We start from the raw sequence: 26,386 nt of genomic DNA on the forward strand, positions 1-26,386 counted from the left end.
AAACGCTTAGTGGCCGCGCTTAATCCATGCCGGAAGCTCGGGCGCCTCCAGGCCGATGCCGGTGCTGTCGCCGTGGCCGGTAAGAACCGCGGTGGACTCGGGCAGGGTCAGCAGACGGGTCGAAATCGACTCGATGATGGTGTCGAAATCGCTGTAGGAGCGTCCGGTTGCGCCGGGGCCGCCATTGAAGAGGGTATCGCCGGAGAAGACGACGCCTTCGCTGTTCTCCCAGCTGAGGGTGGGCGCGTAGAAGCACACGGAGCCGGGGGAGTGGCCGGGGGTTGCCAGGACGGTCAGCTCGGTCTCACCGATGCGCAGTACGTCGCCGTCAGCGAGTTCGTGGTCGAAGTCCCAGGAGGGGTACACCATTTCCCAGAGCACACGGTCTGCGGGGTTCAGGTAGACGGGTGCGCCGAAGCGTTCTGCCGCCTCCTTGGCGCTGCGGATGTGGTCGTCGTGGGCGTGGGTCAGCAGGATCTTCTCCACGGTGCGGCCCGCGACGGTTCGCGAGATCTTGTCCACGTCGTGGGCGGGGTCAATGATAATGACCGAGGAGTCGTTGCCGACAATCCAGACGTTGTTGTCGACGTCCCAGCAGCCGCCGTCCAGCGAGAAGGTGCCGGAGGTGACGACTCGTTCAATACGTTCGCTCATCCTGCGCTCCTAGAGTTCCACGACCGAGCGCAGCACGCGGCCGGTCTTCATGGTTTCGAAGGCCTCGTTGACGTCTTCGAGGGTGATGCGCTCGGAGACGAAGCTGTCCAGATCGAGGCGGCCGAGCAGGTACTGATCTACGAACTCGGGGAAGTCGCGGGAGGGTAGGGTGTCGCCGTACCATGCGCTCTTGATGGAGCCGCCGCGGCCGAAGACCTCGTCCAGCGGGATGTTCCAGGTGGTGCCGGGTGCGGGCACACCGACGAGGACGACGCGGCCGGCCAGGTCGCGTGCCTCGAAGGCCTGCTTGAAGGTGGGGGCAATGCCGACGGCGTCGATGACGAGGTCTGCGCCGAAGCCGCCGGTGAGCTCCTTAATGGCCTCGACGGGGTCGACCTTGGAGGAGTTCACGGTGTGGGTTGCACCGTGCTCGCGGGCGCGGGCCAGCTTCTCTTCGTCGATGTCCACGGCGATGATGGTGGTCGCGCCACCCAGCTGTGCACCGGCGATAGCCGCGGTGCCGACGCCGCCGCAACCGATAACGGCCACGGACTCGCCGCGCTTGAGCTCACCGGTGTTCAGCACGGCACCCAGGCCGGCGGTGACGCCGCAACCGAGCAGACCGATTGCTGCGTACTGTTCGGGGCTGATGTCGGCAGTAATCTTGGTGCACTGACCGGCGGCAACGAGGGTCTTCTCGGCGAAGGAGCCGATGCCCAGCGCGGGGGTGAGCTCGGTGCCGTCCTCGAGGGTCATCTTCTGGGTTGCGTTGTGGGTTGCGAAGCAGTACTGCGGCTGGCCCTTGCGGCATGCGCGGCATTCGCCGCAGACGGCACGCCAGTTGAGGATGACCAGGTCGCCGGGGGCGATGTCGGTGACGTCATCGCCGACGGCCTCGACGATACCTGCGGACTCGTGGCCGAGCAGGTAGGGGAAGTCCTGGCCGACGCCGCCGGTGACGTAGTGGTGGTCGGTCTGGCAGACGCCGCAGGTGAGGACCTTGACGAGGGCCTCGCCCTTGCCGGGGTCGGGTACGTTGATGGTGGTGACGGTGACGGGCGCGTCCTGGGCGAGGGCTACGACAGCCTTAACCTGGTGCATGGTGCTCCTTTGCTGGGCGCGGTTGAGCCTCAACCGCTAGATAAAGGTTTTTTGATACGTTCCCATTCTAAGAGCTAAGGCATACCTGATGCACCCCGGGGCTGAGCGTGAAGCCCCCGGAGGAATATGACGTTTTATGAAGGGCCCGTCGCTTCCCCGGCACCTTCTGCCGCCTCGGTTGCTTCCGCTTCCGCCGCGAAGGCGAGCGCGCCGCGGCGAAACACTCCGGAGGTCAGGGCGTTCACGTGATCGCGGCCGGGCAGGGGAATGAAACGGTTGAGCGGGTTGTCCTCGCGCACCATGTCGTAGAGTTCGGCACCGTCGGCGGCGATGGTGTCCGCATCGCCGAGCACGACCGCGATGGGTGCGTGCGGATGCGCACCGGGGTTGCCCGCCGGCAGCTCGGGGGAACCGGCGCGCAGGGCGGGCACGTCGAAGAACGGGCCGAAGGGAATCCGCACGAACTTCAGCAGCGCCTCGGGCTGAACGGGGGAGTTATCAATAATCGAGGTGAAGGACGCAATCGCCTCTTCGGTGGAGTCCGCCGCGGGGGTTTCTGCGCTCGCGGCGGCGCTGGTACCTTCGTGCGCCTCGAGCATGGCGCGCAGGGTGATGAGGTGGTCGTGCAGGGGCAGGCCGCCCAGGGTGAGGGAGGCGACCGCCTCCGGGTGGGTGAGGGCAAGCTCCCAGCCGACGCGGGCGCCGAAGGAGAAGCCGATAACGTGCGCGCGCGGTTGTAGCTCAACGCCGAGGTCGTTCTCGGTGGCGACGGTGCGCAGTAGCCGAGCGAGCAGGTTGGTGAATAGGTGCATGGGGGTCAGCGGCTGACCCGCCGCATCGACGGGAATCTTGCCGCTGCGCACGCCCGTATTGTCGGGGAGCTTGCAGTCGATGGCGTGCATGGACTCGGGGTCCTTGAGGTATTCGTCCGAGTGGTAGGGCAGGGCAACGATCAGCACGGGGTATCCGGCACGCAGGTATTGGCGGATCCAGCCGGTGCCTCCGTAGAGCTGTTCGCCGCGGGTGGCGAAGCCGTGAATCATGAGGGCCGGGATGCGGCTCTTGAGCTGCTTCGGCTGGTAGAGGGTGTACTCGAGGTCGGGGAGGGCGGCACCGGGTACGACAGCGTTGGGTACGGCAAAGGGCGCGGGAGAGAAATCTGCACTGGTCATAGTTCTATCTTAGTGACCAGCGCAGGGTTTCTGTCCCGCGCCCTTCACGCGCATGGTGGGCGAACGTTCGGCTGCCGCTTAGTTCTTCTTCGCCGCACCGTTCGAACTATCGGTGTTCAGGTCGAAGAGCGCTTCCTGCTGAGGCTCAGCTTTTGCGTTCGCATCCGCCTTTGCGCTCGCATCTGCCTTTGCCGAGGCTGCCTCCGAAGCCTGAGCCTCGGCGGCGTCAGTCTTCGCCTGCTGTTTCTTGCCGTTTTCGAGTCGTTCCTTGCCGTCGGCAATCATCGTGCGAATCATTGCAGTGTTGGTGTCCACCGCCTTCTGCACGCGAGCTACGACGGAGGGGCCCTTCGGTTTGGGGAGCATACCCTGACCTGCCGCCTGCTGCTGCAGCTCGCGTCCGTCAGACATGAGGCGTTCCTGGCGTGCCTTCAGCGCGCGCGAGGCGGATGTGCTGCGCGGCTGCACCTTCAGGTGGCCGTGGTCGTCGTCGCCGGCGATAATCTGGCGCATGAGCATAATTTCCGCGTCCAGGTGCGCGCCGAAGAGCAGCATGTTATTCATAATCCAGATGAACAGCAGCATCACGATCACACCACCAATGAGGCCGTAGGTGGCGTTGTACTTGCTGAAGTTGTTGGCGTAGAGGGTGAAGCCGAAACCGCCCAGGCCCATGCCGAAGAGCGCCAGCGCCGCACCGGGGGAGAGCTTCCACTGTTTGAAGCGGCGCACGTTCGGGGTGGTCGCGTAGAGCAGAGTAATCAGGGCGATTGCCATGAACAGGATGAGGACCCAGCGGCCGTTGAGCCAGATGAGCTTGATGAGCTCCATGTCGACGGTCGCGGGCACGTACTGACCGACCATGTCCAGGACGGTTACACCCAGCAGCATCATGAGCATCATGAGTACCACGAGGATGATAATCACGGTGGTGACGAAGACGTTCAGCGGCTTGAGAATCCAGCCGGGGCGGCCTTCACGCACGTTGTAGACCGTGTTGAGAGCTCGACCGAAGGATCCGGTGTACCCGGAGGCGGACCAGATCGCACTGAGGATACCGGTCAACAGCACCAGTCCTGCGCCATGGTCGCCGGTAATCTGCTTGATGGGGTCTTCCATAATGGCGTACATCTGGGCGGGCGCGTTGTCCTTGAGGAAGGCGAGGATGACGGCGGCGCTTTCCTCACCGTGACCAAATACGCCCAGTAGGGAGACGATCGCCAGCAGGGCGGGGAAGATGGACAGCACGGTGAAGTAGGTGAGTGCTGCCGCCATGTCGGTGCCGCCGTTTGCGCCGAATTTGTAGATGGCACGGCGCAGAATGTAGAGGATGCTGCCCTTGGGGAAGTCGCGCAGCTTCACGCTTGCGTACTTGGGGGCCGCGGGCTTCTTCTTACGGGAGAAGAGTCCGCGTCGAGCTCTGGCGGGTACCTGGGTTGAGGAGGTGTCCGTGGAAGAGCCGGTGTGTGCAGCCAATGGGGCTCCTTGGGTGAGAGTGACGAGGTGTACACATGCGGCGCCCCGCACGTCTCGCGCTGAGAGCGTGCGGGCGCACAGTTGGGGCGGGAAGAACAATGAGCTGCTCTTTCCGCCCCTGCGGTGACATTATAGGGTTTCCGCCGCACCGCACAATTTACCGACGATGCAAATATATGGTGTGTTTGTCCTTTCGGGGCCATATATCTCGATACCTTGGGCACGCAACAGGCCCCTCCACGCGGGGTGGAGGGGCCTGCCGAAAGTACGCGTCGAACGCTCGACGGGTTACGCGCGACTAGTTGTGAATACCCAGAACCTTAGCGGTGTGACCCATCAGCTCGTCAGCCAGCTGCGGGTTGTCGTTGAGCTTCACACCGTAGCCGGGGATGAGTTCCTTCAGGCGGGGCTCCCAACCGGCAATCTTGGAGGGGAAGCACTTGGACAGCAGGTTCAGCATAATCGGAGCCGCGGTGGAGGCACCCGGGGATGCGCCCAGCAGTGCAGCAATCGAACCGTCGGCGGCGGAGACGACCTCGGTACCGAACTGCAGGATGCCGCCCTTCTTCGCGTCCTTCTTCATGATCTGAACGCGCTGACCGGCCTCGATGAGCTCCCATTCGCCGCCGTCAGCCTCGGGGTAGTACTGGTACAGCGACTCGAGGCGGGCTTCCTTGTTCTTGAGTAGCTCGGAGACGAGGTACTTGACCAGGTCCAGGTTGTCCAGGCCCGCGCGGCTCATCGGGTAGATGTTGTTCAGGCGCAGGGACAGGGGCAGGTCCAGCAGCGAACCCTGCTTGAGGAAGTTCGTCTTGAAACCCGCGTAGGGGCCGAACATGAGGGCGCGCTTGCCGTCCACGTAGCGGGTATCCAGGTGAGGCACGGACATCGGGGGAGCACCCACCGATGCCTGGCCGTAGACCTTTGCGTTGTGCTTCTGTGCGGTAGCCTCGTGGGTGTTGCGCAGGAACAGGCCCGAGACGGGGAAGCCGCCGTAGCCCTTACCTTCCTTGATGCCGGACTTCTGCAGCAGGTGCAGGGCACCGCCACCGGCGCCGAGGAACACGAACTTAGCGTTGATGGTCAGCGGCTCTTCCTTGTTGATGCGGTTAATCGCGTCAACGGTCCAGGAGCCGTTGGACTCGCGGTTCAGGTTGGTGACCTGGTAGCCGTAGCGAACCTCAACGCCCCTGGGCTGCAGGTGGTCAATCATCTGCTGGGTGAGGACGCCGAAGTCGACGTCGGTACCTTCGGGAGCCCAGGTGGCGGCGATGGGTTCGTTGCCCTTGCGGCCGTTCACGGTCAGCGGTGCCCACTCGGCAATCTTCTCGCGCTCGGTGGAGAATTCCATGCGCTCGAAGAGCTTCTCCTTGCGGAAGGCGTCGAAACGTGCGGCCAGGTACTTGGAGTGATCCTCGCCGAAGACCAGGGACATGTGCGGAACCGGGTTGATGAAGTCGGTGTTGTCCAGAATCTTTTCTTCAACCAGGGAGGCCCAGAACTGGCGGGAAATCTGGAACTGCTCGTTGATGTTCAACGCCTTGGCGGTGGAGACGGTGCCGTCGGGGCCGGCGGGGGCGTAGTTGAGCTCGCACAGTGCCGAGTGGCCGGTACCGGCGTTGTTCCAGGGGTTGGTGGACTCCTGGGCGGCCTTGTCGAGGCGCTCAAGCAGGATGATGTTCCAGGTCGGCTCGAGTTCCTTGAGGAACACGCCGAGGGTGGCGCTCATGATGCCGCCGCCCACCAGGACGACGTCGGTTCGTTCAGTACGTGCTACCACTGAATTCTCCCTAGGGTGTGGGTGCCCGGCGTCGGGCACAACAAATAATTGTGGGGTATATCATCTAGCCTACTATCTTTTGAAGGGTGAGTTGTAGCTAGAATCCACAAAATATTGGAGAGTGGTACACCTCATAAGTAAGGTTTTCTTAGGGTAGAAAAAACCTTAGCTGTCGTTGCCCGGTAGCCTCCGTCCCTCCGCGGAGGCGCGTGCCGCCGCACGTTCTGCCGGCCTCGCGGGGCATCCGGCTACGATAGGCGCAGCTTGCTGAAGAACTCGATGGCGTTCTGCTCCGTCTGGTAGCCCTGCACGGAGCGGCTCACCGCAACCTTCGAGGTCACGTTCAGCAGGGGAACCGCCGGCATGAACTGGCCGAGCTGGGTAACCACCTGCGCGTACAGCTCACGCTGCGCATCCACAGACTCGGCCGAGTCCGCGGCGCGGATGCTCTCCATAATCTGCAGGAAGCTCGGGGATTCCTCCACGGGAACGGCCGTGGCCGAAGGCGTGGGGGTGGGGGAGGGCGAAGCGGAAGCGGATTCCTCCGGGCTCGCCGGATCCGGCGAGAAGCTTGGCTGCGGACTCGGCGTCGCCTGAATCCGAATATTTGAATCCGCACCGTTTGAAGAGGGTAGCTCGACGGTCTTCGCCGTCACCCCGGTCGTCATGCTCTCGGGTGCCGCGGCGACGATTGAGCGCACCTGCTGCTCGGCAATCATCGGGGCCAACGCCGGACCGAAGAACGCATACGGGTCGCGGTACATGCCATAGAAGCCTGCCAGCGCAATGCCGCGCGTCGAGGACGGCTCGTTCACCTTTGCGTGGTACTCCTCCCAGGTGAGCGGCACCGGCACAATGTTGAGGCCCACCTCGATGAGGGAAGCCACCATCTCGGAATACACCTTCTGCGGGGTATCCATCCAGGGCAGGGAAACATCCGCGGGGTAGTAGCACTCAATCACCTGGTTGTTGTACCCGGCCGTGGCCAGTAGCGAACGGGAAAGGTCCTGATTGCGGTCGGTGTGCTCCTTCGCGTGGTCGGCCCGAATACGGAACGACGGGGAGACAAGAGTCTGCGCGTCAGAGGTGCCCTGCGGGTAGTACTGGTGGAGTGCCCCGCGGTCAACCGCGTGGGAGATGGCGCGGCGCACCGAAATATTCTTGAGCACGGGGTGCGCCGTGTTCAGGTGCAGGTACACGAGCGAGAACGGGTCGCGGCCCGGGGTCTGGTAACCGTCGCGAGCCAGCTGGCCCAGATCGGAGGAATTCACCTGATCGCACGCATCGATCATTCCCTCGACCAGCGCGAAGTAGCGCTTATCGGAGGAGGTCAGGGTCGAAATCTGAATCTCATCAAGCTGCGGGCGTGCACCGTCAAAGTGCTCGTTCGGAAGCAGGCGCACGGTGCCCTTCTCGGAGGACTCGATGCGGAAGGCTCCGGTGCCCACCGGAACACCGGTGAGCTTCTGGTCACTGCCAAAGAGGGCGGGGTCGATAATGCCGAAGGCCTGCTGAGTCAGGATGCATCCGAAAGCCAGCGAGGGGCGCGAGAGGGTCACCACGACCGCGCCGTCCTGCTCCTTGACGGAGGTCACCAGCGGGGTGAAGGAGACGGGCTTCGGCTCAGGCTTCGTTGCCTCCGTCTTCGCGGTCGCCCCCTTCTGAGAATCGGAGGAATTGGGATCCGCAGACGGGGATGCGCTGCTCTGGGCATCCGCGGTTGCGGAGGCGCTCGCCCCCGCGGTCGGGGAGGCCGTCGCGGACGGGGTGGCGGAGGCATCTGCCGAGGCATCCTTCTGCGCGGGCTGCTCCGGCACGCCAAAACCCCACGCGTACAGAGGCTGTGCCGGAACCACCAGTGCGGCGGTAGACTCGCCCGTTGCCAGGGCCTGCCAACGCTGGAAATTCTGCACCACCGCTGCGGCCGTCAGGGCCGTACCGTTGCTGAAATGCACGTTGTCACGCAGAACAAACGTATGGGTCAGGCGGTCGTCTGAAACCTTCCACTCGCGGCAGAGCGAATCGGTCGTATCGGGGGAGCCCGTGTAGTGGTCTGCCGTGAGCAGGGTCTGCAGAACCTGCGCCGTCACCTGATAGGTGCTTGCCACCGGGGAGAGCGCGGGGTCCAGCTGAACGGGTGCGGCACCCTGCGCGAAACGAAAAATACGGCCCGCTGAAGCCGCCGAGGAACCCGATGCGGGGTTGGAGGAGCCGGTCGAAGCGCACGCGGTTAGGGCCGTTCCCGCGCTCAACAGGGCGCCAAAACGCAGAACGTCGCGGCGGCTCAGGCCGCGTGAACCGGCGGTTACCCGGAGCAGCTCAGCGTTTTTGCGGGCCGAAGAGGCACGATGATCATTCAGCACGGGAGGTCCTCTTTTCCATAGCGGATGCTTGTATTCAGAATACCGGTTCGAGTCGCGCTCGGGCACTCGTTCTGCCGCAATCTGCGAGAGCGGGGCCGCGGGAGGCGGAGCACGGATAGAACAAACCCGCCGCCACGGTAGCCGTGACGGCGGGTTCACTGTGAATGTGTGTGCGCGAGGGGGGACTTGAACCCCCACGCCGTAAGGCACAGGAACCTAAATCCTGCGTGTCTGCCAATTTCACCACTCGCGCGCGCGGACCTCACCCCGAAGGGATGCGTCAGAGGTCCAAGACCCAAGTCTACACTAGAGGCTCCTCTAGACGCGAAATCGGCGGTGTATCGTTCCGCCACCGCTTCCCGACCATCGGCCTGAGTGGTGCCCCGGCCCTACTTCGGGTCGATGCCCAGGTCGCGACGCAGCTTTGCCACGTGGCCGGTCGCGCGCACATTGTACTGGGCCACAGAAATAACGCCCTGCTCGTCAATCACGAAGGTCGAACGAATCAAGCCCTCGTACACGCGGCCGTAATTCTTCTTCTCACCCCACGCGCCGTAGGCCTCAGCTACCGTGTGATCGGCATCGGAAAGCAACGGGAACGACAGCGACTCCTTCTCCGCAAAACGGGCAATAGCCGACGGCGAATCGGGGGAGACGCCCAGAACCACGTAGCCCAGAGACTTCAGCGAGGCCAGGTTATCCCGAAAGTCGCAGGCCTCCTTCGTGCATCCGGGGGTCGAAGCCTTCGGGTAGAAGTACAGAATGACCTTGCTACCCGCGTAATCGCTCAGGCTGTGCTCCGCACCCGATGCGTCGGGGAGGGTGAAAGCGGGGGCCGGGGTGCCCGGCTCAAGACGGATGCTCATGATGCTCCTCAAAGTTCATTGCGTGTGGCGGGTGTGCCCGCCCCAATACTTCACCCCAGTCTAAAGCGTCCCTGTCTCGGGATGCACCCCGCTCGGGGAAAACTGCCCCGGAGAGTCTCATGCCCCCGCACCATATAATGTGTTGAGAGTCACCATGTATCGAGTTGCGCAAAAATTTGGAAGTGCGTATAGTATTTTCTTGTTGCAAGGGAAACCTGCAAAAACAGAATAAGCGCCTCTAGCTCAATTGGCAGAGCAATTGACTCTTAATCAATGGGTTCTGGGTTCGAGTCCCAGGGGGCGCACATCAAGAAAGATCCCGCTGATTCTTCGGAATTGGCGGGATTTTTGCGTTCCTCGAATAAATACAGTTTTGTCGTGCGAGGTGCATATTATCCTCTTTGCTCCTGCAGGGGACCTGTCCTCGCAGAGCTCGGACACCCTGATGTCGCGGCAGAGGATATATGCACCTCTGCGTGTATCAGTATTCGGGGTGCGCTGCGGTCCCGCCGGGGTTGCGGTAGATTCGCGGTGGTTTTGTGTGCGCCCCGTGCCTAGCGAACTGGGGCGGGGAGGGCTGTCGCGGTTTAGCCTGCTACCTGGTGGCTGGTGTTTTGCGTGCAGGCACATGAAAGCCCGCCGCAGCTTCCAGTGCTGCAGCGGGCAAACGCAAAACTCAATTACAGGACCGGCCAAATCCGCGTCACAAACTCGCGGAAGTCCTTCACATCCTTACCCTGCTCCAGCAGGCCCGTGCCGTAGCGGGTCACCACCTCCGCATTATCCTCGAAGGCCAGCTCGAACGCGCTACCGTTCACCGATTCAATCACCACGGAGTCCTCACCCACCGAATAGGCGTGCAGGGCGTTCGTGTTATCAATCGTCGTGGCCGTACCCGCGGGAGTCAGTCCCGGCATGTTAATCGGCGCGATTATCACCTCGTCCGGAGAATCCTGGTAGCCGATGATGAAGTGCGTCTGATCCGGTGACTGGTGCACCGCCAAATCGGGGTTGCGGTATACGGCGCGGCCCGTCGCGTACACCAGGTTGTACGCACCGTAGTTAATGATCTGCTCATCAAAGACGGGGTGCATCACGCGCACGAGCTCCTCGGCGGTAAGGAACTCGGGATTCTCGAGAGAGTTGAGGGGGTCGACAACCTCTGCGTACTTACTTGCTTCGGTCAGCTCGTCGGCGACCGGGATAATCGGTTCGGTCATAGCTTCAGTCTACCGGGGTAGGGGAGACAGGTCACGGGTTTACGGCGATATTACGCATCATTAACCGGGTAATATGCGTCTTTTGCGGATGCTGGAGTGAGGTTCATGCAAGATAGTGCACCGGCGTGCTGAGCGTCCACATCATGAAAGATGGGGCCTGACATGGGCTAATGTGCTCACAACTCGGTTGCCGCCCCTCTAGAGACTTGACTCACCTCTCAGAAAAGGGGCACTATAGAGGGGTGAAGACAGCAATGTTCCAGCGAATTCTACGCCTTGTCGATGTCGCCTAGGGCGCGTGGCAGGGTCTATTCACTGCGACTAAGCGCCCCTATCGCTACCACCAACAGCGGGGGGCATTTTTTATAGCTTGGTACCACCGGGCATAGGATGCGTGAGGACCACACAAATCCCACGCAGAACATTGAGTACAACGAAGAACCAAAAGACACGAGGCATTTCCATGACCATGGGATTTTCCACTTCTGATGACGCGGCAAACGCTCCCGCAGAACGCATGACCGGTTCTCAGGCAATCGTCCGCACCCTCGAAGACCTGGGTGTGACTGACGTTTTCGGCCTGCCTGGTGGAGCTATTCTGCCGACCTACGATCCCCTGTACGATTCCAAGAAGGTTCGTCACATCCTGGTCCGTCACGAGCAGGCTGCAGGCCACGCAGCTCAGGGCTACGCTGTCTCCAGCGGCAAGACCGGCGTGTGCATCGCAACCTCTGGCCCCGGCGCCACCAACCTGCTGACCGCAATCGCTGACGCCAACATGGACTCCATCCCCCTGGTCGCCATCACCGGTCAGGTTTCCACCAAGCTGCTCGGTACCGACGCATTCCAGGAAGCTGACATTGTCGGCATGGCAATGCCCATCTCCAAGCACTCCTTCATGATTACCGACGCACAGGACATCCCCCGTGCGCTCGCCGCAGCCTTCCACATCGCCTCCACCGGTCGCCCCGGCCCCGTGCTCGTGGACGTCACCAAGGATGCACAGGTTGGCATGATGGAATACCGCGGCATCCCCGAGGACCTCGAGCTGCGTGGCTACACTCCCGCAACCCGCGGCCACTCCAAGCAGATTCGCGAAGCCGCCAAGCTCATCACCGAGTCCAAGCGCCCCGTCTTCTACGTCGGCGGTGGTGTGGTGCGCGCTGGCGCATCCGACGAGCTGCACAAGCTGGCTAAGCTCATCGGCGCCCCCGTCGTCACCACCCTGAACGCTATCGGTGCGTTCCCCGAGTCCGACCCCCAGAACCTCGGCATGCCCGGCATGCACGGCACCGTTCCCGCAGTGGCTGCCATGCAGAAGTCCGACCTGCTCATCACCCTGGGTGCCCGCTTCGACGACCGCGTGACCGGCCAGGTCGACACCTTCGCCCCCGAGGCCAAGGTCATTCACATCGACGTTGACCCCGCCGAGATTTCTAAGATTCGCTTCGCAGATGTCCCGATTGTTGGCGACCTGAAGTACGTGCTGCCCGAGCTGACCGAGCTGCTCTCCACCGAGTTCGCTCAGGAGCTGCCCAACCTGGGCGAGTGGTGGAACGAGCTGAACGAGATCCGCAAGGATTACCCGCTCGGCTATGAGAAGCCCTCCGACGGCCTGGGTTCGCCCGAGTACGTGCTGGAGCGCATCGGCGCCCTGACCGGCCCCGACGCCTACTACGTCACCGGCGTTGGCCAGCACCAGATGTGGGGTGCACACTACCTCAACCAGGAAAGCCCCCGCCACTTCATCAGCTCCGCAGGCCTCGGCACCATGGGTTACGGCGTTCCCGCCGGCATGGGTACCCAGGTGGCACACCCCAACTCCACCGTGTGGATTATCGACGGTGACGGCTGCTTCCAGATGACCAACCAGGAGCTGGCAACCTGTGCCCAGAACGGCATCCCCGTCAAGGTTGCCGTCATCAACAACTCCTCCCTCGGCATGGTGCGCCAGTGGCAGACTCTCTTCTACGATGAGCGCTACTCCAACACCGACCTGAAGGACGGCCACGGCACCGCACGCATCCCCGACTTCGTGAAGCTCGGTGAGGCCTACGGTTGCGCCACCTTCCGTTGCGAGCGCGACGAAGACGTGGACGCCACCATTAAGGCTGCCCTGGAGATCAACGACCGCCCCGTGGTTATTGACTTCACCGTGAGCCCGCACGCACTGGTCTGGCCTATGGTTCCGGCCGGCGTGTCGAACGACAAGATTTGGATTGCGAAGAACACTTCGCCCGACTTTGACCGCGAGGGAGAGAACAAGTAATGTCTCAGCACACCATGTCCGTTCTGGTAGAGGATAAGCCCGGCGTTCTGACCCGCGTCTCCGGCCTCTTCTCCCGTCGACTGTTCAACATCCTCTCGCTGGCCGTCGGCCCGACCGAGAACCCCGGTGTCTCCCGCATCACCGTCGTGACCGAGGGTGACGCCCACACCATCGAGCAGATTACCAAGCAGCTGAACAAGCTCGTGCACGTGCTCAAGGTCGTCGAGCTGCCCGCCGACTCCTCGACCCAGCGCGGCCACATCCTCATCAAGGTGAAGGCTGACGCCGTTGCACGTCTGCAGATTGTTCAGGCTGCTGACCTGTTCCGTGCCTCCGTCATCGACGTCTCTCCCGAGTCCGTGGTCATCGAGGCCACCGGTTCGGCAGAGAAGATTCACGCTCTGCTGGATGTCCTGGAGCCCTACGGTATTCGCGAGATTGTTCGCGCCGGTACCATTGCCCTCTCCCGTGGCCCCCGCGCCATGAGCGAGCGCATCTAACGCCCACACCGCGAGTGTAGAACAACCCCGCACACGCGGGGAACAGATCGGGTATCGCATCGCTTCAGCCGGGAAACCGGCGGCGATGCGGTACCCGGCTCTATAGGGTTCGCGAACCTTCCGGATGCTTCAGATGCTGAGAAGTACTCTCGAGAACCCGAAACTAAACAGCTTTCAAGTAAAATAGTGAATGTTGAGCCCAGCCTGGGCCGCATATCATAAAGTACTTAGGAGAAGAAAAATGGCAGCAACCATTTTCTACAACGACGACGCAGACCTCTCTGTGATCCAGGGCCGCACCGTAGCAGTTATCGGTTACGGCTCTCAGGGTCACGCACACGCACTGAACCTGCGCGATTCCGGCGTGAAGGTCATTGTTGGCCTGCCCGAGGGCTCCAAGTCCCGCGCCAAGGCTGAGGCAGAGGGCCTCCGCGTTGCAACCGTCGCAGAGGCAGCAGCAGAAGCTGACGTCATCATGATCCTGACCCCGGACCAGGTCCAGGCAAAGGTCTACGCAGAGAGCATCGAGCCGAACCTGAAGCCCGGTGACGCACTGTTCTTCGCACACGGCTTCAACATCCGCTTCGGCTACATCACCGTTCCCGAGGGCGTCGACGTTGCCATGGTTGCCCCCAAGGGTCCCGGCCACATCGTGCGCCGCGAGTTCGAGGCTGGCCGCGGCGTTCCCGCCCTGGTTGCAGTCGAGAAGGACGCATCCGGCGAGGCACTCGCACTGGCCCTGTCCTACGCTAAGGCACTGGGCGCAACCCGTGCAGGCGTCATCAAGACCACCTTCACCGAAGAGACCGAGTCCGACCTGTTCGGTGAGCAGGCAGTTCTCTGCGGCTCCACCTCTCAGCTGGTTCAGTACGGCTTCGAGGTTCTGACCGAGGCTGGCTACCAGCCCGAGATCGCTTACTTCGAGGTTCTGCACGAGATGAAGCTCATCGTCGACCTGATGATTGAGGGCGGCATCGCCAAGCAGCGCTGGTCCATCTCCGACACCGCAGAGTACGGCGACTACGTCTCCGGCCCCCGCGTGATCTCCCCCGAGGTCAAGGAGAACATGAAGGCTGTCCTGGCAGACATCCAGAACGGCAGCTTCGCAAAGCGCTTCATGGACGACCAGGCAGCCGGCGCACCCGAGTTCAAGGAACTGCGCGCCAAGGGCGAGGCACACCCCATCGAGGCTACCGGCCGCAAGCTGCGTAAGCTCTTCGCATGGAACTCCGTTGACGACGACTACACCGAGGGTTCGGTCGCTCGCTAAGCGGTAGCCAAGCTATGGCTTTCTGAGAATCCGGCGTCGCGCCTTTCCTCCCGTGTGGGGGAGGGGAGGGGCGCCGGATTTCTGTCTAACGAGAGTCCCATGCCCCCCAACAGTATATGTGATGTAGTTCATGCTTCATTGGGTTGCGGGTGGAGTGGAAAGCGCGTATAGTATTTTCTTGTTGCAAGGGAAACCTGCAAAAACAGAATAAGCGCCTCTAGCTCAATTGGCAGAGCAATTGACTCTTAATCAATGGGTTCTGGGTTCGAGTCCCAGGGGGCGCACATCAAGAAAGATCCCGCTGATTCTTCGGAATCGGCGGGATCTTTGCGTTCCCCTTGAAATGTAGTCTTCATGGGTTGAGGAATCGGTGTTCGTCCTCGTTCCTACAGGGGACCTGTCCTCGCAGAGCTCGGACACCCTGATGTCACTACGGACGACACCGATTCCTCAGGTGGTTTCTGCGGGTTCGGCAGGGGTGCGTTATCCCGCCGGTTCGTTGGGTTGCGTGGTGGTTCAGTATGTGCGCCCCGTGCCTAGCGAACTGGGGTGGGGGAGGCTGTCGCGGTTTAGTGTGTTGCTTGGTGGTTGGGTGTTTTGCGTGTGGGGCGGGGGAGGCTGTCGCGGTTTAGTGTGTTGCTTGGTGGTTGGGTGTTTTGCGTGTGGGGCGGGGGAGGCTATCGCGGTTTAGCGTGTTGCATGGTGGCTGAATGTTTGGGCTGGCGCGCCGTGTTTTCCGGAAGCGCCCTCAGGGTGTCACACGGACGCTCTCCGCAGCGAAGCAAGGAGGGGCGGAGCGTCCGGGTGACGGGTGCCCCTGCGTAGGCGCGGAGGAAACATACGGCGTGCTAGCCTCCACCCACACGCAATGAGTCAGTGCGTATCAGAGTGTAACCCCAGTGAGAGCCTAGCCTAATACTGCGGTAAACTGAAAGTTATGACTGCAACTCCGTTCTACATCACCACCGCCATCTCCTACCCCAATGGCAACCCGCACATCGGCCACGCCTACGAAACCATCGCCGCCGACGTGCTGGCCCGCTTCAAGCGCCTCGACGGCTTCGACGTACGCTTCATGACCGGCACCGACGAGCACGGCCAGAAGATGCAGACCACCGCAGAGAAGCTCGGCAAAACCGCCAAGGAACTCGCCGACGAGAACTCCGCACGCTTCAAGGCCATGAACGACGCCCTGAACATCAGCTACGACCGCTTCATCCGCACCACCGACCCCGACCACTACGTCGCATCCCAGGCCATCTGGAAGCGCATGGAAGAGAACGGTGACATCTACCTCGGCAAGTACGCCGGCTGGTACTCCGTCCGCGACGAAGCCTACTACGCCGAAGACGAAACCGAGGTCCGCGACGGCCAGCGCTACGCCATCGCAACCGGCACCGAGGTCGAGTGGACCGAAGAAGAGTCCTACTTCTTCCGCCTCTCCAAGTACGGTGACAAGCTCCTCGAGCTCTACGCCAACGAGGGCTACGTCTACCCCGAATCCCGTCGCAACGAGCTGATCTCCTTCGTCAAGGGCGGCCTCAACGACCTGTCCATCTCCCGCACCACCTTCGACTGGGGTGTGCCCGTGCCCGGCAACGACAAGCACGTCATGTACGTGTGGGTGGATGCGCTGACCAATTACCTCACCGGCCTCGGCTACCCCGACACCGAGAACGAGCTGTTCACCAAGTACTGGCCCGCCGACCTGCACCTCATCGGTAAGGACATCACCCGCTTCCACTCCATCTACTGGCCCGCATTCCTGTGGTCCGCCGGAATCGAACTGCCCAAGCGCGTCTTCGGCCACGGCTTCCTGCTCGTTAACGGCGAGAAGATGTCCAAGTCCGTCGGTAACGTCGTCGACCCCGCAAACCTCGTCGACGCATTCGGCCTGGACGCCGTCCGCTTCTTCCTCATGCGCGAGGTTTCTTTCGGTCAGGACGGCTCCTACTCCGAAGAGTCCATCATCAACCGCATCAACTCCGACCTGGCCAACAACCTCGGCAACCTCGCCCAGCGTTCGCTGTCCATGGTCGCCAAGAACTGCGGCGGCGCTGTGCCCGAGCACGGCGAATTCACCGAAGCCGACCGTAAGATCCTCGACGAGGCGGCTGCCCTCTACGAGCCGGTTCGCGCCGACTTCGACGAGCAGGCCTTCCACCGCGCCCTCGAGCGCATCTGGACCGTCCTCGCAGACACCAACGCCTACTTCGCAGAGCAGGAGCCCTGGACCCTGCGCAAGAACGGCGAACTCGACCGCATGAACACCGTACTGTACGTAACCCTCGAGGTCGTACGCCAGGTCGCCCTTCTGCTGCAGCCCGTCATGCCCGACGCAACCGCCAAGCTGCTGACCCTGCTCGGCGTACCCGAAGGCGAGTCCCGCCAGTTCGCAGCCCTCGGCACCGCGCTCGTGCCTGGCACCGAACTGCCCGCACCCGCACCGGTGTTCCCCCGCTACGAAGCACCCAAGGCGTAACGGTTGCTTGAGTAATAGCGGCTGGCGCGTGAGATAGCGCCGTAACGGATAGCGTGAGAAACCCCTCGGCATCCTTACCCCAGTGGGGAGGAGCCGGGGGCTTTTCGTGTACGCGCGTATGGAGAGGTACGGGCGCAGGGTAGAGACGGGACGCTGGTTTGGTCGCCACTCATCCTTAAGGATGAGGTCGGTACCCCGTTCCGGCAGCCTCGCGTTCAGCTCATACCGCGGAAGCACCGGGAAACCCTGCGCCCGTAGGTCAGGACCCGGTGAACACCCACCAAAATCAACCTGGAGGATGAGAAAAACCATGTAGTCAGCGCCATACTGCGTGAAATAATTGAACTATGACTACGACAACTCCTCACGCACAGACGGCACAGCCCGCCGTCTCCGCACGAAACCTTTCCAAAACCTACGGCATGGGTGAAGCCACCGTCCACGCCCTCAACAACGTCTCCGTCGACTTTGAACAGGGCAAGTTCACCGCGATTATGGGCCCCTCCGGCTCGGGTAAGTCCACGCTGATGCAGACCATCGCAACCCTGGACACCCCCGACCCGAACCCGGCAACCTCGATTCGTATTGGTGGTACCGAGCTCTTCGGTCTGAAGGACAACGCCCTCACCGAATTCCGCCGCGAACACATCGGCTTCATCTTCCAGGCGTTCAACCTGGTGCCCACCCTCACCGCGGGCCAGAACATTGACCTGCCTCTGGGCCTCGCCGGTAAGAAGCCGGACCAGCAGTGGCGCGACTACCTGGTCAAGACCCTCGGCCTGGAAACCCGCCTCGACCACCGCCCCGAACAGCTCTCCGGCGGTCAGCAGCAGCGCGTCGCCATCGTGCGCGCCCTGCTCGCACGCCCCGAAGTGGTCTTCGCCGACGAACCGACCGGTAACCTCGACTCCAACTCCGGCGCCGAGGTGCTGCGCCTGTTGCGTGCCGCCGCCACCGACCACGCACAGACCATCCTCATGGTCACCCACGACGCAAGCGCCGCCTCCTACGCAGACCGCGTGGTCTTCATCAAGGACGGCATGGTCGCCGGCGAAATGATCGAACCCACCTACGACGCCGTCCTCGGCGCAATGGCACAGCTGGAAGGTCGATAAGCCGTGGCAACCACACTGAACACGGTGGCGCGCTCCAATCTGCGCGCCTCCAAAGGAAAATACATTCTCACGGGCATAGGCATCGCGATCTCATCCTTCTTCATCGCCGCCATTATGATGCTCACCAACTCGCTGCAGGCGACCGTCAACTCCTCCGTGGGTGACGTGCTCTCCCGCGTCGAGGCGGTTGTCGCCTCCGCCGCTACAACCAGCGACGGTCAAGACAGCACCTCTATCTACCTGACCCGTGACCAGATTCAAAAGGTAGAAAAGAGCGACCTGCTCTCCGGCTACTGGGTGCAGTACACCGTTGCGGGTACGCTCGGCACCGGCGATCAGAAAACCCAGGTGCAGTACGACCAGCTACCCGCCGATTCTAGCCTCTTCCCGTATAAGGTGCAGGGCAAAATCCCCAGTGGCGACCACGAAATCATGGTCTCTACCTACTTCGCGAAGGAGCACAACCTCTCACTGAACGGCAAGGTCACCAGCACCGACGTTGTGGAATCCGTCAGCGCCCCCGGTACTGATAAGACCGCCGAATACACCGTCGTCGGCCTGTTCGACCCCGGTTTTGAAGGCTCCACCACCAATCGGGCTGTCTTCATTGGCGGCACCAGCCTCGGCGAAGCCGCCCTGAAGGCATCCGAGGCAGAAAACAAGAGTTCCGCGGCAGGCCACCGAAGCATGGCTGGCGCGAACCTCATCTACCTCAAGTTCAAGGACGGCGTAACCGACGCCAAGCTTAAGAGCCTGCAGGATACCCTCAGCAGCGGCGACACCAAGAACGACCCGCGCGTCATGACCGGTCAGAAGCTGCTGGAGGACTACCAGAAGACCCTTTCCACGGTCTTCACCTCCATTAGCGTGGTCCTGGGCGCCTTCGCGGCGCTGGCTCTGCTGGTCTCCTCGTTCGTCATCTCCAACACCTTCGCGGTGCTGGTCGGCCAGCGCATCCGTGAGCTGGCTCTGCTGCGCACCCTCGGTGCCCGCGGCGGCTCCCTCGTACGGATGCTACTCATCGAATCGGTTACCGTGGGCGTGGTGTTCTCCCTCATCGGTGCACTGCTGACCTTCCCTGCCGGCATGCTGGTGGGAAGCATGGTTTCGACCATCATGATCTCCTACTCAATCACCCCGATCCTGGTGAGTGTGCTCCTCTGCACCCTCGTGACGGTTCTGGCGTCGCTCTCCCCGGCACGAAGCGCCCTGCGCATCTCGCCCATTAGCGCGATGAGCGAGCACACCAACCTTGAAGTGCGCAAGCCCGGCAAGGTCGGCCCGATCCTGGGTCTTGTCTTCGGTGCCGCAGGTATCGGCCTGGTTATGCTGGCTCAGAACCAGGGTTCCGGTGAAGGTGCCGGCAATAAGGCCATTGCCTTCATGATGGGGGCCGCGCTGCTGCTCGGTATCGCGGTCTTCCTCATCACCCCGCTGGTGCTGCCCCCGCTGGTACGTGCCCTCGGTAAGGTAACCCGCACCCAGACCGGCAAGCTGGCGCTCGCCAACGCGCTGCGTTCGCCCAAGCGCACCGTCTCCACCGGCCGTGCCGTGCTGGTGGGTACCCTGGTCGTGTCGACTGTGCTGACCGGTTACTCGGTGCTGAGCGCCTCGCTGACCAAGGCCCTGGATCAGCAGTACCCGATTTCTGCGCAGGCGAAGTACAGCTCGTATGACCAGTCCGAGGCAGCCTCCACCGTGACCAAGGCGGAGGAAATCGCCTCCAAGGTCAAGGGCATTAAGAACGTTCAGGCATCCGCCGTCGGTTACGCAGCCGGTGTGGTCGACTACACCGTCGAATACGAGGGACAGACCGCCAACCAGAATTCCGACCTGGTGGCGCTAAGCTCCTCCGACCTGAAGGCAATCCTGCCCGACGAAAACTCGAACCTTGCCGACGACACCGTGCTCGTGCCGCAGGGCCTCTGGAAATCCGCAGGGCTGACCGAGTCCAGCCGTCTGAAGGCACACGGCCCGCTCGGCGAAGTGGAACTCAAGCCCGTCAGGTCCGCAACCAAGCAGAACCTGCTGATTGTCAACCCTGCCACCGCCGCCAAGCTGCAGGACGCCAAGAACCCGCAGAAGGTGGCCAACCCTGCCGCTGAGGAAGCTCAGAAGCGCATGGAAGAAGCAATCGCCAGCGGTGACAAAGAAGCTCAGACGAAGGCCGCTCACCTGACTGTCACCAGCCAGGCAACCGGTAACGACACCGTCGTTCTGGTGCGCGCCGCCTCCCCGCTGACCAGTAGCGAGAACGCGACCCTGCAGGCTGACCTGAACCGAGCCAGCCCGGACAGCTCCTTCACCGGTGGTCTGCAGGAACGTCAGACCTACGACCAGATACTGACCGTTATGCTGACCTTCACCCTGGTGATGCTCATGCTCGCAGTGGTCATCTCCATCATTGGTGTGGCGAACACGATGACCCTGTCGGTCAACGAACGCCGCCGCGAGAACGCGATGCTCCGCTCGCTGGGTCTGTCCCGCAAGCAGCTGCGCCGCATGATTTCCATTGAGGCGATTCTGATTACGCTCGCCGCAGTGGTGCTCGGTATGGTTTCCGGTGCGGTGATTGGTAGCCTCTCTGCGCAGATTATTATGTCTTCCATGAGTGCTTCCGCCCCGCTGGTGCTTGACCTGCCGTACGTCTGGTACGTGGTCATCCTCATTGTGGGTGTGCTCGCCGCGATGCTCGCTTCGGCTCTGCCGGCGGCTCGTTCGGCTCGCATGTCCCCGGTTGAGGGCATGCGCGGCTAACCCGCTGTACCTGGCATAGTCACAGTACCCGGCAAACCCGGATACTCGGCGTGAGATAGTAAAGCCCTGGAGGGTGCCTCGAAAAAAGGAGGTGCCCTCCGGGGCTTCACTGTGTCCTCTAGTCTGCCGTGCTCTCTATTCTGCTGTGCTTGTGCTCTCAGATTCTTGGAGCTGACCTGTAGCTTGGCTTTGCGCGTATGATGGGTGTATGAGCACTAGCCACCCCAATCTGCGTCGCGGGTACACGCTACCCCATGAAGCGGAGGTTCTTCAGATCCTCCGTGACGCTGGTGTGCGCCGTGCCCGACTCTTCGGCAGCGCCGCCCGCGGTGAGCTGACCGAAACCAGCGACCTGGATTTTCTGGTTCAGATGCCGGGGGCAGCCCCTTTTGACGAGTTCATGCAGATGGTAGATGCTCAGCACCGCATTGAACAGCTGACCGGCCGTAGCGTTGATATGGTCACCCGGTTGCGCCCTCGCATCTATGCGGAGGCAGAACCGGACATGGTGGAGTTGCCGCTATGAAAAGCTCGCTTGACGACTTCTTTCTGATTCTTGAGTCAGCTCAGCGTATCTACGCTTTTACGCCCGAGCGATATGAAGACCTGATAGACGATTCAAACGGGGTAGTCCAGGACGCGCTCTGCATGCGCTTTCAGATTATTGGCGAAACCCTCAATAGAATTCGTTCAAAATACCCAGAAGATTATGAACGGTATGAACGGGCTGAATGGCAGTACCTCATCGCTATTCGTAACATCATTTCTCATAGCTATGTGAGCGTTGATTTTGCTGTCCTATGGGACGTCGCCCGGAATAAGTTGCCTGAGCTGATGAGCGACTTCGAACGAATCATCGACGAGATACAAGAAACCACTTAACTAAAGAGCCCCGGAGGGTGCCTCGACAAGGAGGCGCCCGCCGGGGCTTCACTGTGCCCTTATATAAGGGAGCGCTAGTGGGCGATACCCGCCTCATACGCCATAATGACCGCCTGCACACGATCACGCGCACCCAACTTCGCCAACACATGCGATACATGCGTCTTCACCGTTGCCTCCGAAAGCACCAGCTCCCGCGTAATCTCCGCATTCGACAAGCCGCGCGCAATCAAACCCAGCACCTCAAACTCACGCGGCGACAACTGCTCAATCAACTCACGATGCGGATAATCCTGCACAGGTTCAAAGCTTGCATGCTCAGCCGGAATAAACGTCGCCTTGGGAAGCTCAGCAGCCGGGGGAGTAACTGGAACAGACCCGGCGGCAGGAGTGGCAGGAGCGGTAGGAACAACAGGAGCGGGGGAGTCCAGCACCGGAATCATCTGTTCCAACAGGCGGCGAGTCGCAGACGGCGCAATCACCGCATCGCCGCGGTGCACCGTACGAATCGCCTCCAGCAGCTGCTCCGGCGGGGTGTCCTTCAACAAGAACCCGCTCGCACCCGCACGCACCGCAGAATACACGTACTCGTCAATGTCGAAGGTCGTGAGCATGATAATGCGCACCCGCTCATCCTCGGACACCTCACGCTCCCCGTCACGCTCCAGAATACGGCGCGCCGCCTCCAGACCGTCGCAGTGTGGCATACGCACATCCATGAGGATGACCTGCGGCGCCTGCCCCTCAGAGACCATGCGGTCAAAAACGTCAATCGCCGCCAGGCCGTCATCAGCTTCCATGACGACCTGCAGGTCCGGCTGGGAATTGACGAGCATGCTCAAGCCGCCGCGCACTAGGCGCTGGTCGTCAACGAGCATCACGCGGATCGGCTGGGTGGTCTGTGGTGCAGAAGTCTGTGATGCAGAAGAGTACATAGTTTCAATCCTAGATTACGAGGTAGTAGAGGGCGCGGGTATTAGAGGTCTCGGTAGGGCAGCGCCGCCTCAACGAGCCAGCCGCCGTCAGGCTGCAGGCCGTAGGTGAGGGTGCCGTGGTAGAGGGCGATGCGCTCGCTCATGCCGCGCAGACCGTTACCGCTACCGGGTACAGGGCGGGCGATGTGCTGAGCCGCGGTAGAGGAAACCGGACCGTTCTGAACCCGCAAGTGCAGGCCGTCCTTACCCCAGTGAATGGCGACGGTGGTTACTGCGCCGGGGGAGTGCTTGAGCGCGTTGGTGAGCGCCTCCTGCACGGTGCGGTACGCCGCTAGCTCGGCACCCTGCGGTAGGGTGCGCGCCATGGTGCCGGTGATTCCGGTGAAGGTGACGGGTAGCCCGGCGCGGCGGCTCTGCTCCACGAGGGCGGGCACATCGTTGAGGGTGGGCACGGGCGCGTAGGCGGTTGCTTCGTCCGTGCGAAGTAGCCCGAGGAGGGAGCGCATCTGGGTGAGGGAGTCTCGTGCCATGTCTGCGATGAGTTCTAGGGTCTGCTCGGCAATATCCGGTTCGCTCTGCTGAGCCTGACCCGGCTGCTCTGCCTGCTGTGCCTGTTGTGTTTGCTGGGCGCGTGCGGTGCGGGCGCTCGCGGCGGCGTAGCGTGCCCCGTCCGCCTGAGAAATAATGCTGGAGAGCGAGTGCGCCACGATATCGTGCATTTCGCGGGCGATGCGGGTGCGTTCGTCCTGCGCGGCGAGGCGGCGTTCCTGTGCCTGCTCGTATTCGAGGCGGCGGGCGCGTTCTTTGAATTCCTCACTGCGGAGTTCGCGCATGCGGCGGGAGTCGCCGAGGAACCAGAAGACGGTGAAGATGGAACCACAGAGCACGCCGAGCATCAGGCAGATGAAGATGCGGGCGGGTATGTCGTCCCAGTGGTAGAGGAACGAGAGCGAGGCCTGCACGGTGACGGCTAGTGCGCCGACCCAGCCGAGGATGAGGGCGCGGAAGCGGGCGCGGCGGGTCCAGTGCCTGCCGGTGTGGTAGGCGGCGAGGCTGACCGGCGGGTAGCAGGTGATGACGAGTGAGTCGGGGAAGGGGGTCACGAGGGTGAGACAGAGCGCCGCGATGACCACGTAGATGCTGCCGTAGGGGAAGCGGTAGCGGAAGTAGAGCGCGGTGGTGCTGCAGAGCGCGGAGATGAGCGGGATCCAGCCGTAGCCGTTGATGAAGGCAACGGAGAGTACGCAGCAGAAGAACTGCATGTGCGCGACGACGATGAAGTTCATCCAGCCGCGTTTGTCTCTGAGGTAGTTTTGCATGCGGCTGGAGGCGCTGATTGCGTCGGCGGGTAGGTCGCTGTTTTCTGAGCTGCCGCGGGTATGCGTTACGGCGTGGCCTGATTCGGCTGTCTCTGTGCTGTGCTGTGGGTTCTGCTGGGGTTCGGTGTGTTTGAGGGGCATGTTTCCAGTGTAGCGAGGGAGCGAGGGGAGTATTGCGGGCATAGGAGGCCCACAAAATGCGCTGACGTGCACATAGTGCGTGTGGGTATATCTTTGCCTGTGTGTGATTCTGTGTGCGCGACACGCTGAAATACAGGATTATTTATGAGCTTCGCCACATTAAATTAGATTTTTCTCTCAATCACCGCTTGAGGGTTTGGGGTTATATGGGGTTTGAATTTAGGTGTATATCACTAAAAACTTTCTTAAGTAACCTATTTGGGTTGAAAAACCTTCAATCTTAACGGAGGGTTTTTGTTATAACCCCTCATCAGGGCTCTATTGAAAACCATTGCGGGGGTTGGATTTGGTGGGTATAGTTTTACCTGTATCGTCACCCGGCGTGTAGAAGGTTGAGCCCATCGGGCGCACCAAGGCCCCTTGTGGGACGCTCCCACGCGGAACGGTACAGCATTATGTTGTTATCATCCGGGGTCGGAATATTGTCCGGCTTCACTCGCTCAATCGCTTTGGTGAATTGTCACCGTGCACGACGATGGGTGATAACTCTTATTCCTCAAATGACATCACTCTCGAAGGACATATATGTCTACTAACATTTCTCGCCGCAAGGTTGTTGCGGGCGCAGCATGGGCTGCTCCGGTTGTCGCGGCTTCTGCCGTTGTTCCGGCTTTTGCTTCCTCCACCGAGTGCGAGTGGGCTTCCTCCGCTGCTTACAGCGTTGAGGGCACCTCCGCAGGTGCTAAGAGCACCACCTCCTTCACCGTTCCCGAGCGAGTCGACAAGATTAAGTTCGAGGTCGTCGGCGGTGCCGGTGGTACCAACTACGACGATATGGCAGCAGGTTCCGGTGCTAAGATCGCCGGTATCATCGAGGTCAAGCCCGGCCAGACCGTTCAGCTCATCGGTGCAGCCGGTGGTATCGGTAACGGCCCCCTGACTGCAGCTGAGGGTGGTGAGGGCTACGGTAACGGCGGTTCCTCCAGCCTGCCCAACCCCGTCCCCTCCAGCATCATGCAGCAGGTCAACACTATTTGGCCCGCTAGCTCCCCCCTGAAGCGTATTACCTACTCCGCTTCCGGTGGTGGCTCCTCCGCTCTGGTCATCGACGGCACCCCCGTTGCTGTTGCAGGTGGCGGCGGTGGCGCTGGCTTCATCAACAACGGTGGCGCTAACAACAACCCCGACTACATGGAAGCTGGCGCAGTGACCGCTTCTTGGCAGTGGCCTTCCGGCGCAAAGCGCAACGGCAACATCATCTTCGGTTCCACCGGTGGTTCCGCTGACGGTGCATCGGGTTCTGCAGGTCTTGAAGGCTTCGGTATCTACGACGCTGACAGCTCTATCCGCGAAACCGTTGAAGCCGGTGAAGGTGGCGCAAACGGTATCGGTGGTAACGGTGGTTCCAAGACCGCTCTGCACACCGGCAAGTCCCCGAACGGCGTTCTGGGCTTCTACTCCACCAACAACCAGGAGATTTACCAGTCCTCCAAGTCCGGTAACCAGGGTGGCTCTGGCTTCAAGGGTAACGGTGGCGACGGTGTAGCATCCTACTCCTACCTGATCGACAACAACGATCGCACCAAGAAGGAAGAGGGTACCCACAACGGTACCGGTTACGCTCTTGAGTACAAGTCCATCGGCTTCAACTTCAACGGCTACGAGTCGGTCATCTCCGCAGGTGGTGGCGCAGGCTACGGTGGCGGTGGCTCCGGCGCTTCCAGCTCCTCCTCCGCAATCGTTCTGACCCAGAAGTGGAACAACAACCCCAGCGGTATCCGCCAGAACGTCTCCTTCGGCCAGCTCGGCGGCGGCGGCGGCGCAGGTGGCTCCTACGTTGCTCCCGGTGTTTCCGGCGGTACTATTACCTCCGCAGGCAACGCTCCGACCGCTCGTAGCACCCGTGGTAACGGCTACGTGAAGGTTACCCTCTGCCAGCGCACCGCATAATTAGCGGTAACGTTTTAGGTACTCGACCCCACTCGGGGTAGAAATACCATCTCTTTTCCCCGGCTGATGATTCAGCCGGGGAAAAGTGTTTTAACCCTCCTGTTAGCCACACTGCGGGTCTTCCCACCCGCCCG

At 61.7% G+C, this 26,386-nt stretch carries 19 protein-coding genes and 3 tRNA genes; 11 read left to right on the top strand and 11 right to left on the bottom strand.

The features are described from left to right. Nucleotides 1–6: 6 nt before the first annotated feature. The 8 genes from AC3E6W_RS03380 to bcp all read right to left on the bottom strand — a co-directional run bounded on the left by AC3E6W_RS03380 (nt 7) and on the right by bcp (nt 9,412). A complete protein-coding gene (locus AC3E6W_RS03380) occupies nt 7–654 on the bottom strand; it encodes an MBL fold metallo-hydrolase (RefSeq protein ID WP_294618464.1) in 648 nt (215 codons plus the stop codon). A gap of 9 nt (nt 655–663) precedes the next feature. Next, nucleotides 664–1,755: an S-(hydroxymethyl)mycothiol dehydrogenase gene (locus AC3E6W_RS03385; RefSeq protein WP_070649228.1), complete on the bottom strand. Its 1,092-nt coding sequence runs from the start codon at nt 1,753–1,755 to the stop codon at nt 664–666. Between the two features lie 134 nt (nt 1,756–1,889). After that, the gene (locus AC3E6W_RS03390) at nt 1,890–2,927 is read right to left on the bottom strand and encodes an alpha/beta hydrolase (protein ID WP_490652317.1); all 1,038 of its coding nucleotides are present in this window, start codon (nt 2,925–2,927) and stop codon (nt 1,890–1,892) included. A 78-nt stretch (nt 2,928–3,005) separates the two neighbouring features. Beyond that, nucleotides 3,006–4,403, bottom strand: coding sequence for a YihY/virulence factor BrkB family protein (locus AC3E6W_RS03395; protein ID WP_490652318.1), 1,398 nt, complete (start codon nt 4,401–4,403; stop codon nt 3,006–3,008). A 298-nt stretch (nt 4,404–4,701) separates the two neighbouring features. Further along, entirely contained in the window at nt 4,702–6,183 is a 1,482-nt protein-coding gene (locus tag AC3E6W_RS03400; protein ID WP_490652319.1) for a malate:quinone oxidoreductase, read from the bottom strand. A 248-nt stretch (nt 6,184–6,431) separates the two neighbouring features. Further along, nucleotides 6,432–8,546 carry an ABC transporter substrate-binding protein gene (locus AC3E6W_RS03405; protein ID WP_490652320.1) on the bottom strand — a complete coding sequence of 705 codons (2,115 nt, stop codon included), beginning with the start codon at nt 8,544–8,546 and terminating at the stop codon, nt 6,432–6,434. A gap of 171 nt (nt 8,547–8,717) precedes the next feature. Beyond that, nucleotides 8,718–8,799 (bottom strand) — tRNA-Leu (locus AC3E6W_RS03410). 136 nt (nt 8,800–8,935) lie between these two features. Then, nucleotides 8,936–9,412: a thioredoxin-dependent thiol peroxidase gene (bcp, locus tag AC3E6W_RS03415; protein ID WP_070682331.1), complete on the bottom strand. Its 477-nt coding sequence runs from the start codon at nt 9,410–9,412 to the stop codon at nt 8,936–8,938. 232 nt (nt 9,413–9,644) lie between these two features. Here bcp and AC3E6W_RS03420 point away from each other — a divergent pair. Next, nucleotides 9,645–9,717 (top strand) — tRNA-Lys (locus tag AC3E6W_RS03420). A gap of 375 nt (nt 9,718–10,092) precedes the next feature. On the opposite strand, the gene AC3E6W_RS03425 is transcribed toward AC3E6W_RS03420, so the two are convergent. Further along, entirely contained in the window at nt 10,093–10,632 is a 540-nt protein-coding gene (locus AC3E6W_RS03425) for a hypothetical protein (protein WP_049333230.1), read from the bottom strand. 463 nt (nt 10,633–11,095) lie between these two features. Here AC3E6W_RS03425 and AC3E6W_RS03430 point away from each other — a divergent pair, with 463 nt between their 5' ends. The 9 genes from AC3E6W_RS03430 to AC3E6W_RS03470 all read left to right on the top strand — a co-directional run bounded on the left by AC3E6W_RS03430 (nt 11,096) and on the right by AC3E6W_RS03470 (nt 21,907). Continuing rightward, nucleotides 11,096–12,901 (top strand): acetolactate synthase large subunit, encoded by a 1,806-nt coding sequence (locus AC3E6W_RS03430; RefSeq protein ID WP_070649235.1) that lies wholly within the window; start codon nt 11,096–11,098, stop codon nt 12,899–12,901. Continuing rightward, nucleotides 12,901–13,401, top strand: a complete 501-nt coding sequence (gene ilvN, locus AC3E6W_RS03435) for an acetolactate synthase small subunit (protein WP_049333225.1) — start codon at nt 12,901–12,903, stop codon at nt 13,399–13,401. The genes AC3E6W_RS03430 and ilvN overlap by 1 nt, the downstream gene beginning before the upstream one ends. Nucleotides 13,402–13,642: 241 nt before the next feature. Next, complete coding sequence (gene ilvC / locus AC3E6W_RS03440) at nt 13,643–14,671, top strand: ketol-acid reductoisomerase (protein WP_049343341.1); 1,029 nt, start codon at nt 13,643–13,645, stop codon at nt 14,669–14,671. 211 nt (nt 14,672–14,882) lie between these two features. After that, a tRNA-Lys gene (locus tag AC3E6W_RS03445) sits at nt 14,883–14,955 on the top strand. A gap of 653 nt (nt 14,956–15,608) precedes the next feature. Then, nucleotides 15,609–17,153 carry a methionine--tRNA ligase gene (gene metG, locus AC3E6W_RS03450; RefSeq protein ID WP_490652321.1) on the top strand — a complete coding sequence of 515 codons (1,545 nt, stop codon included), beginning with the start codon at nt 15,609–15,611 and terminating at the stop codon, nt 17,151–17,153. Between the two features lie 347 nt (nt 17,154–17,500). After that, entirely contained in the window at nt 17,501–18,268 is a 768-nt protein-coding gene (locus tag AC3E6W_RS03455) for an ABC transporter ATP-binding protein (protein ID WP_049362084.1), read from the top strand. 3 nt (nt 18,269–18,271) lie between these two features. After that, entirely contained in the window at nt 18,272–21,025 is a 2,754-nt protein-coding gene (locus tag AC3E6W_RS03460; protein WP_490652322.1) for an ABC transporter permease, read from the top strand. A gap of 208 nt (nt 21,026–21,233) precedes the next feature. Further along, nucleotides 21,234–21,551, top strand: a complete 318-nt coding sequence (locus AC3E6W_RS03465) for a nucleotidyltransferase family protein (protein ID WP_049345616.1) — start codon at nt 21,234–21,236, stop codon at nt 21,549–21,551. Beyond that, nucleotides 21,548–21,907 carry a HepT-like ribonuclease domain-containing protein gene (locus AC3E6W_RS03470; RefSeq protein ID WP_304274968.1) on the top strand — a complete coding sequence of 120 codons (360 nt, stop codon included), beginning with the start codon at nt 21,548–21,550 and terminating at the stop codon, nt 21,905–21,907. The genes AC3E6W_RS03465 and AC3E6W_RS03470 overlap by 4 nt, the downstream gene beginning before the upstream one ends. A 74-nt stretch (nt 21,908–21,981) precedes the next feature. Here the strand turns inward: AC3E6W_RS03470 and AC3E6W_RS03475 are convergent, their stop codons facing one another. Next, complete coding sequence (locus AC3E6W_RS03475; RefSeq protein WP_490652323.1) at nt 21,982–22,842, bottom strand: response regulator; 861 nt, start codon at nt 22,840–22,842, stop codon at nt 21,982–21,984. 41 nt (nt 22,843–22,883) lie between these two features. After that, nucleotides 22,884–24,302 (bottom strand): histidine kinase, encoded by a 1,419-nt coding sequence (locus AC3E6W_RS03480; RefSeq protein ID WP_490652324.1) that lies wholly within the window; start codon nt 24,300–24,302, stop codon nt 22,884–22,886. A gap of 585 nt (nt 24,303–24,887) precedes the next feature. On the opposite strand from AC3E6W_RS03480, the gene AC3E6W_RS03485 reads away from it, so the two are divergent. Then, complete coding sequence (locus tag AC3E6W_RS03485; protein ID WP_490652325.1) at nt 24,888–26,252, top strand: hypothetical protein; 1,365 nt, start codon at nt 24,888–24,890, stop codon at nt 26,250–26,252. The last annotated feature ends 134 nt before the right edge of the window (nt 26,253–26,386 follow it).

It is taken from the genome of Rothia sp. SCPM-O-B-18226 (M350) (assembly GCF_058213595.1).

Coding starts and splice junctions, on each gene's coding strand:
- AC3E6W_RS03430 (WP_070649235.1), top strand. CDS start 11,096: ATGACCATGGGATTTTCCACTTCTGATGACGCGGCAAACGCTCCCGCA.
- AC3E6W_RS03380 (WP_294618464.1), bottom strand. CDS start 654: ATGAGCGAACGTATTGAACGAGTCGTCACCTCCGGCACCTTCTCGCTG.
- AC3E6W_RS03385 (WP_070649228.1), bottom strand. CDS start 1,755: ATGCACCAGGTTAAGGCTGTCGTAGCCCTCGCCCAGGACGCGCCCGTC.
- AC3E6W_RS03465 (WP_049345616.1), top strand. CDS start 21,234: ATGAGCACTAGCCACCCCAATCTGCGTCGCGGGTACACGCTACCCCAT.
- AC3E6W_RS03455 (WP_049362084.1), top strand. CDS start 17,501: ATGACTACGACAACTCCTCACGCACAGACGGCACAGCCCGCCGTCTCC.
- ilvN (WP_049333225.1), top strand. CDS start 12,901: ATGTCTCAGCACACCATGTCCGTTCTGGTAGAGGATAAGCCCGGCGTT.
- AC3E6W_RS03470 (WP_304274968.1), top strand. CDS start 21,548: ATGAAAAGCTCGCTTGACGACTTCTTTCTGATTCTTGAGTCAGCTCAG.
- AC3E6W_RS03425 (WP_049333230.1), bottom strand. CDS start 10,632: ATGACCGAACCGATTATCCCGGTCGCCGACGAGCTGACCGAAGCAAGT.
- AC3E6W_RS03475 (WP_490652323.1), bottom strand. CDS start 22,842: ATGTACTCTTCTGCATCACAGACTTCTGCACCACAGACCACCCAGCCG.
- AC3E6W_RS03390 (WP_490652317.1), bottom strand. CDS start 2,927: ATGACCAGTGCAGATTTCTCTCCCGCGCCCTTTGCCGTACCCAACGCT.
- metG (WP_490652321.1), top strand. CDS start 15,609: ATGACTGCAACTCCGTTCTACATCACCACCGCCATCTCCTACCCCAAT.
- AC3E6W_RS03480 (WP_490652324.1), bottom strand. CDS start 24,302: ATGCCCCTCAAACACACCGAACCCCAGCAGAACCCACAGCACAGCACA.
- bcp (WP_070682331.1), bottom strand. CDS start 9,412: ATGAGCATCCGTCTTGAGCCGGGCACCCCGGCCCCCGCTTTCACCCTC.
- AC3E6W_RS03485 (WP_490652325.1), top strand. CDS start 24,888: ATGTCTACTAACATTTCTCGCCGCAAGGTTGTTGCGGGCGCAGCATGG.
- ilvC (WP_049343341.1), top strand. CDS start 13,643: ATGGCAGCAACCATTTTCTACAACGACGACGCAGACCTCTCTGTGATC.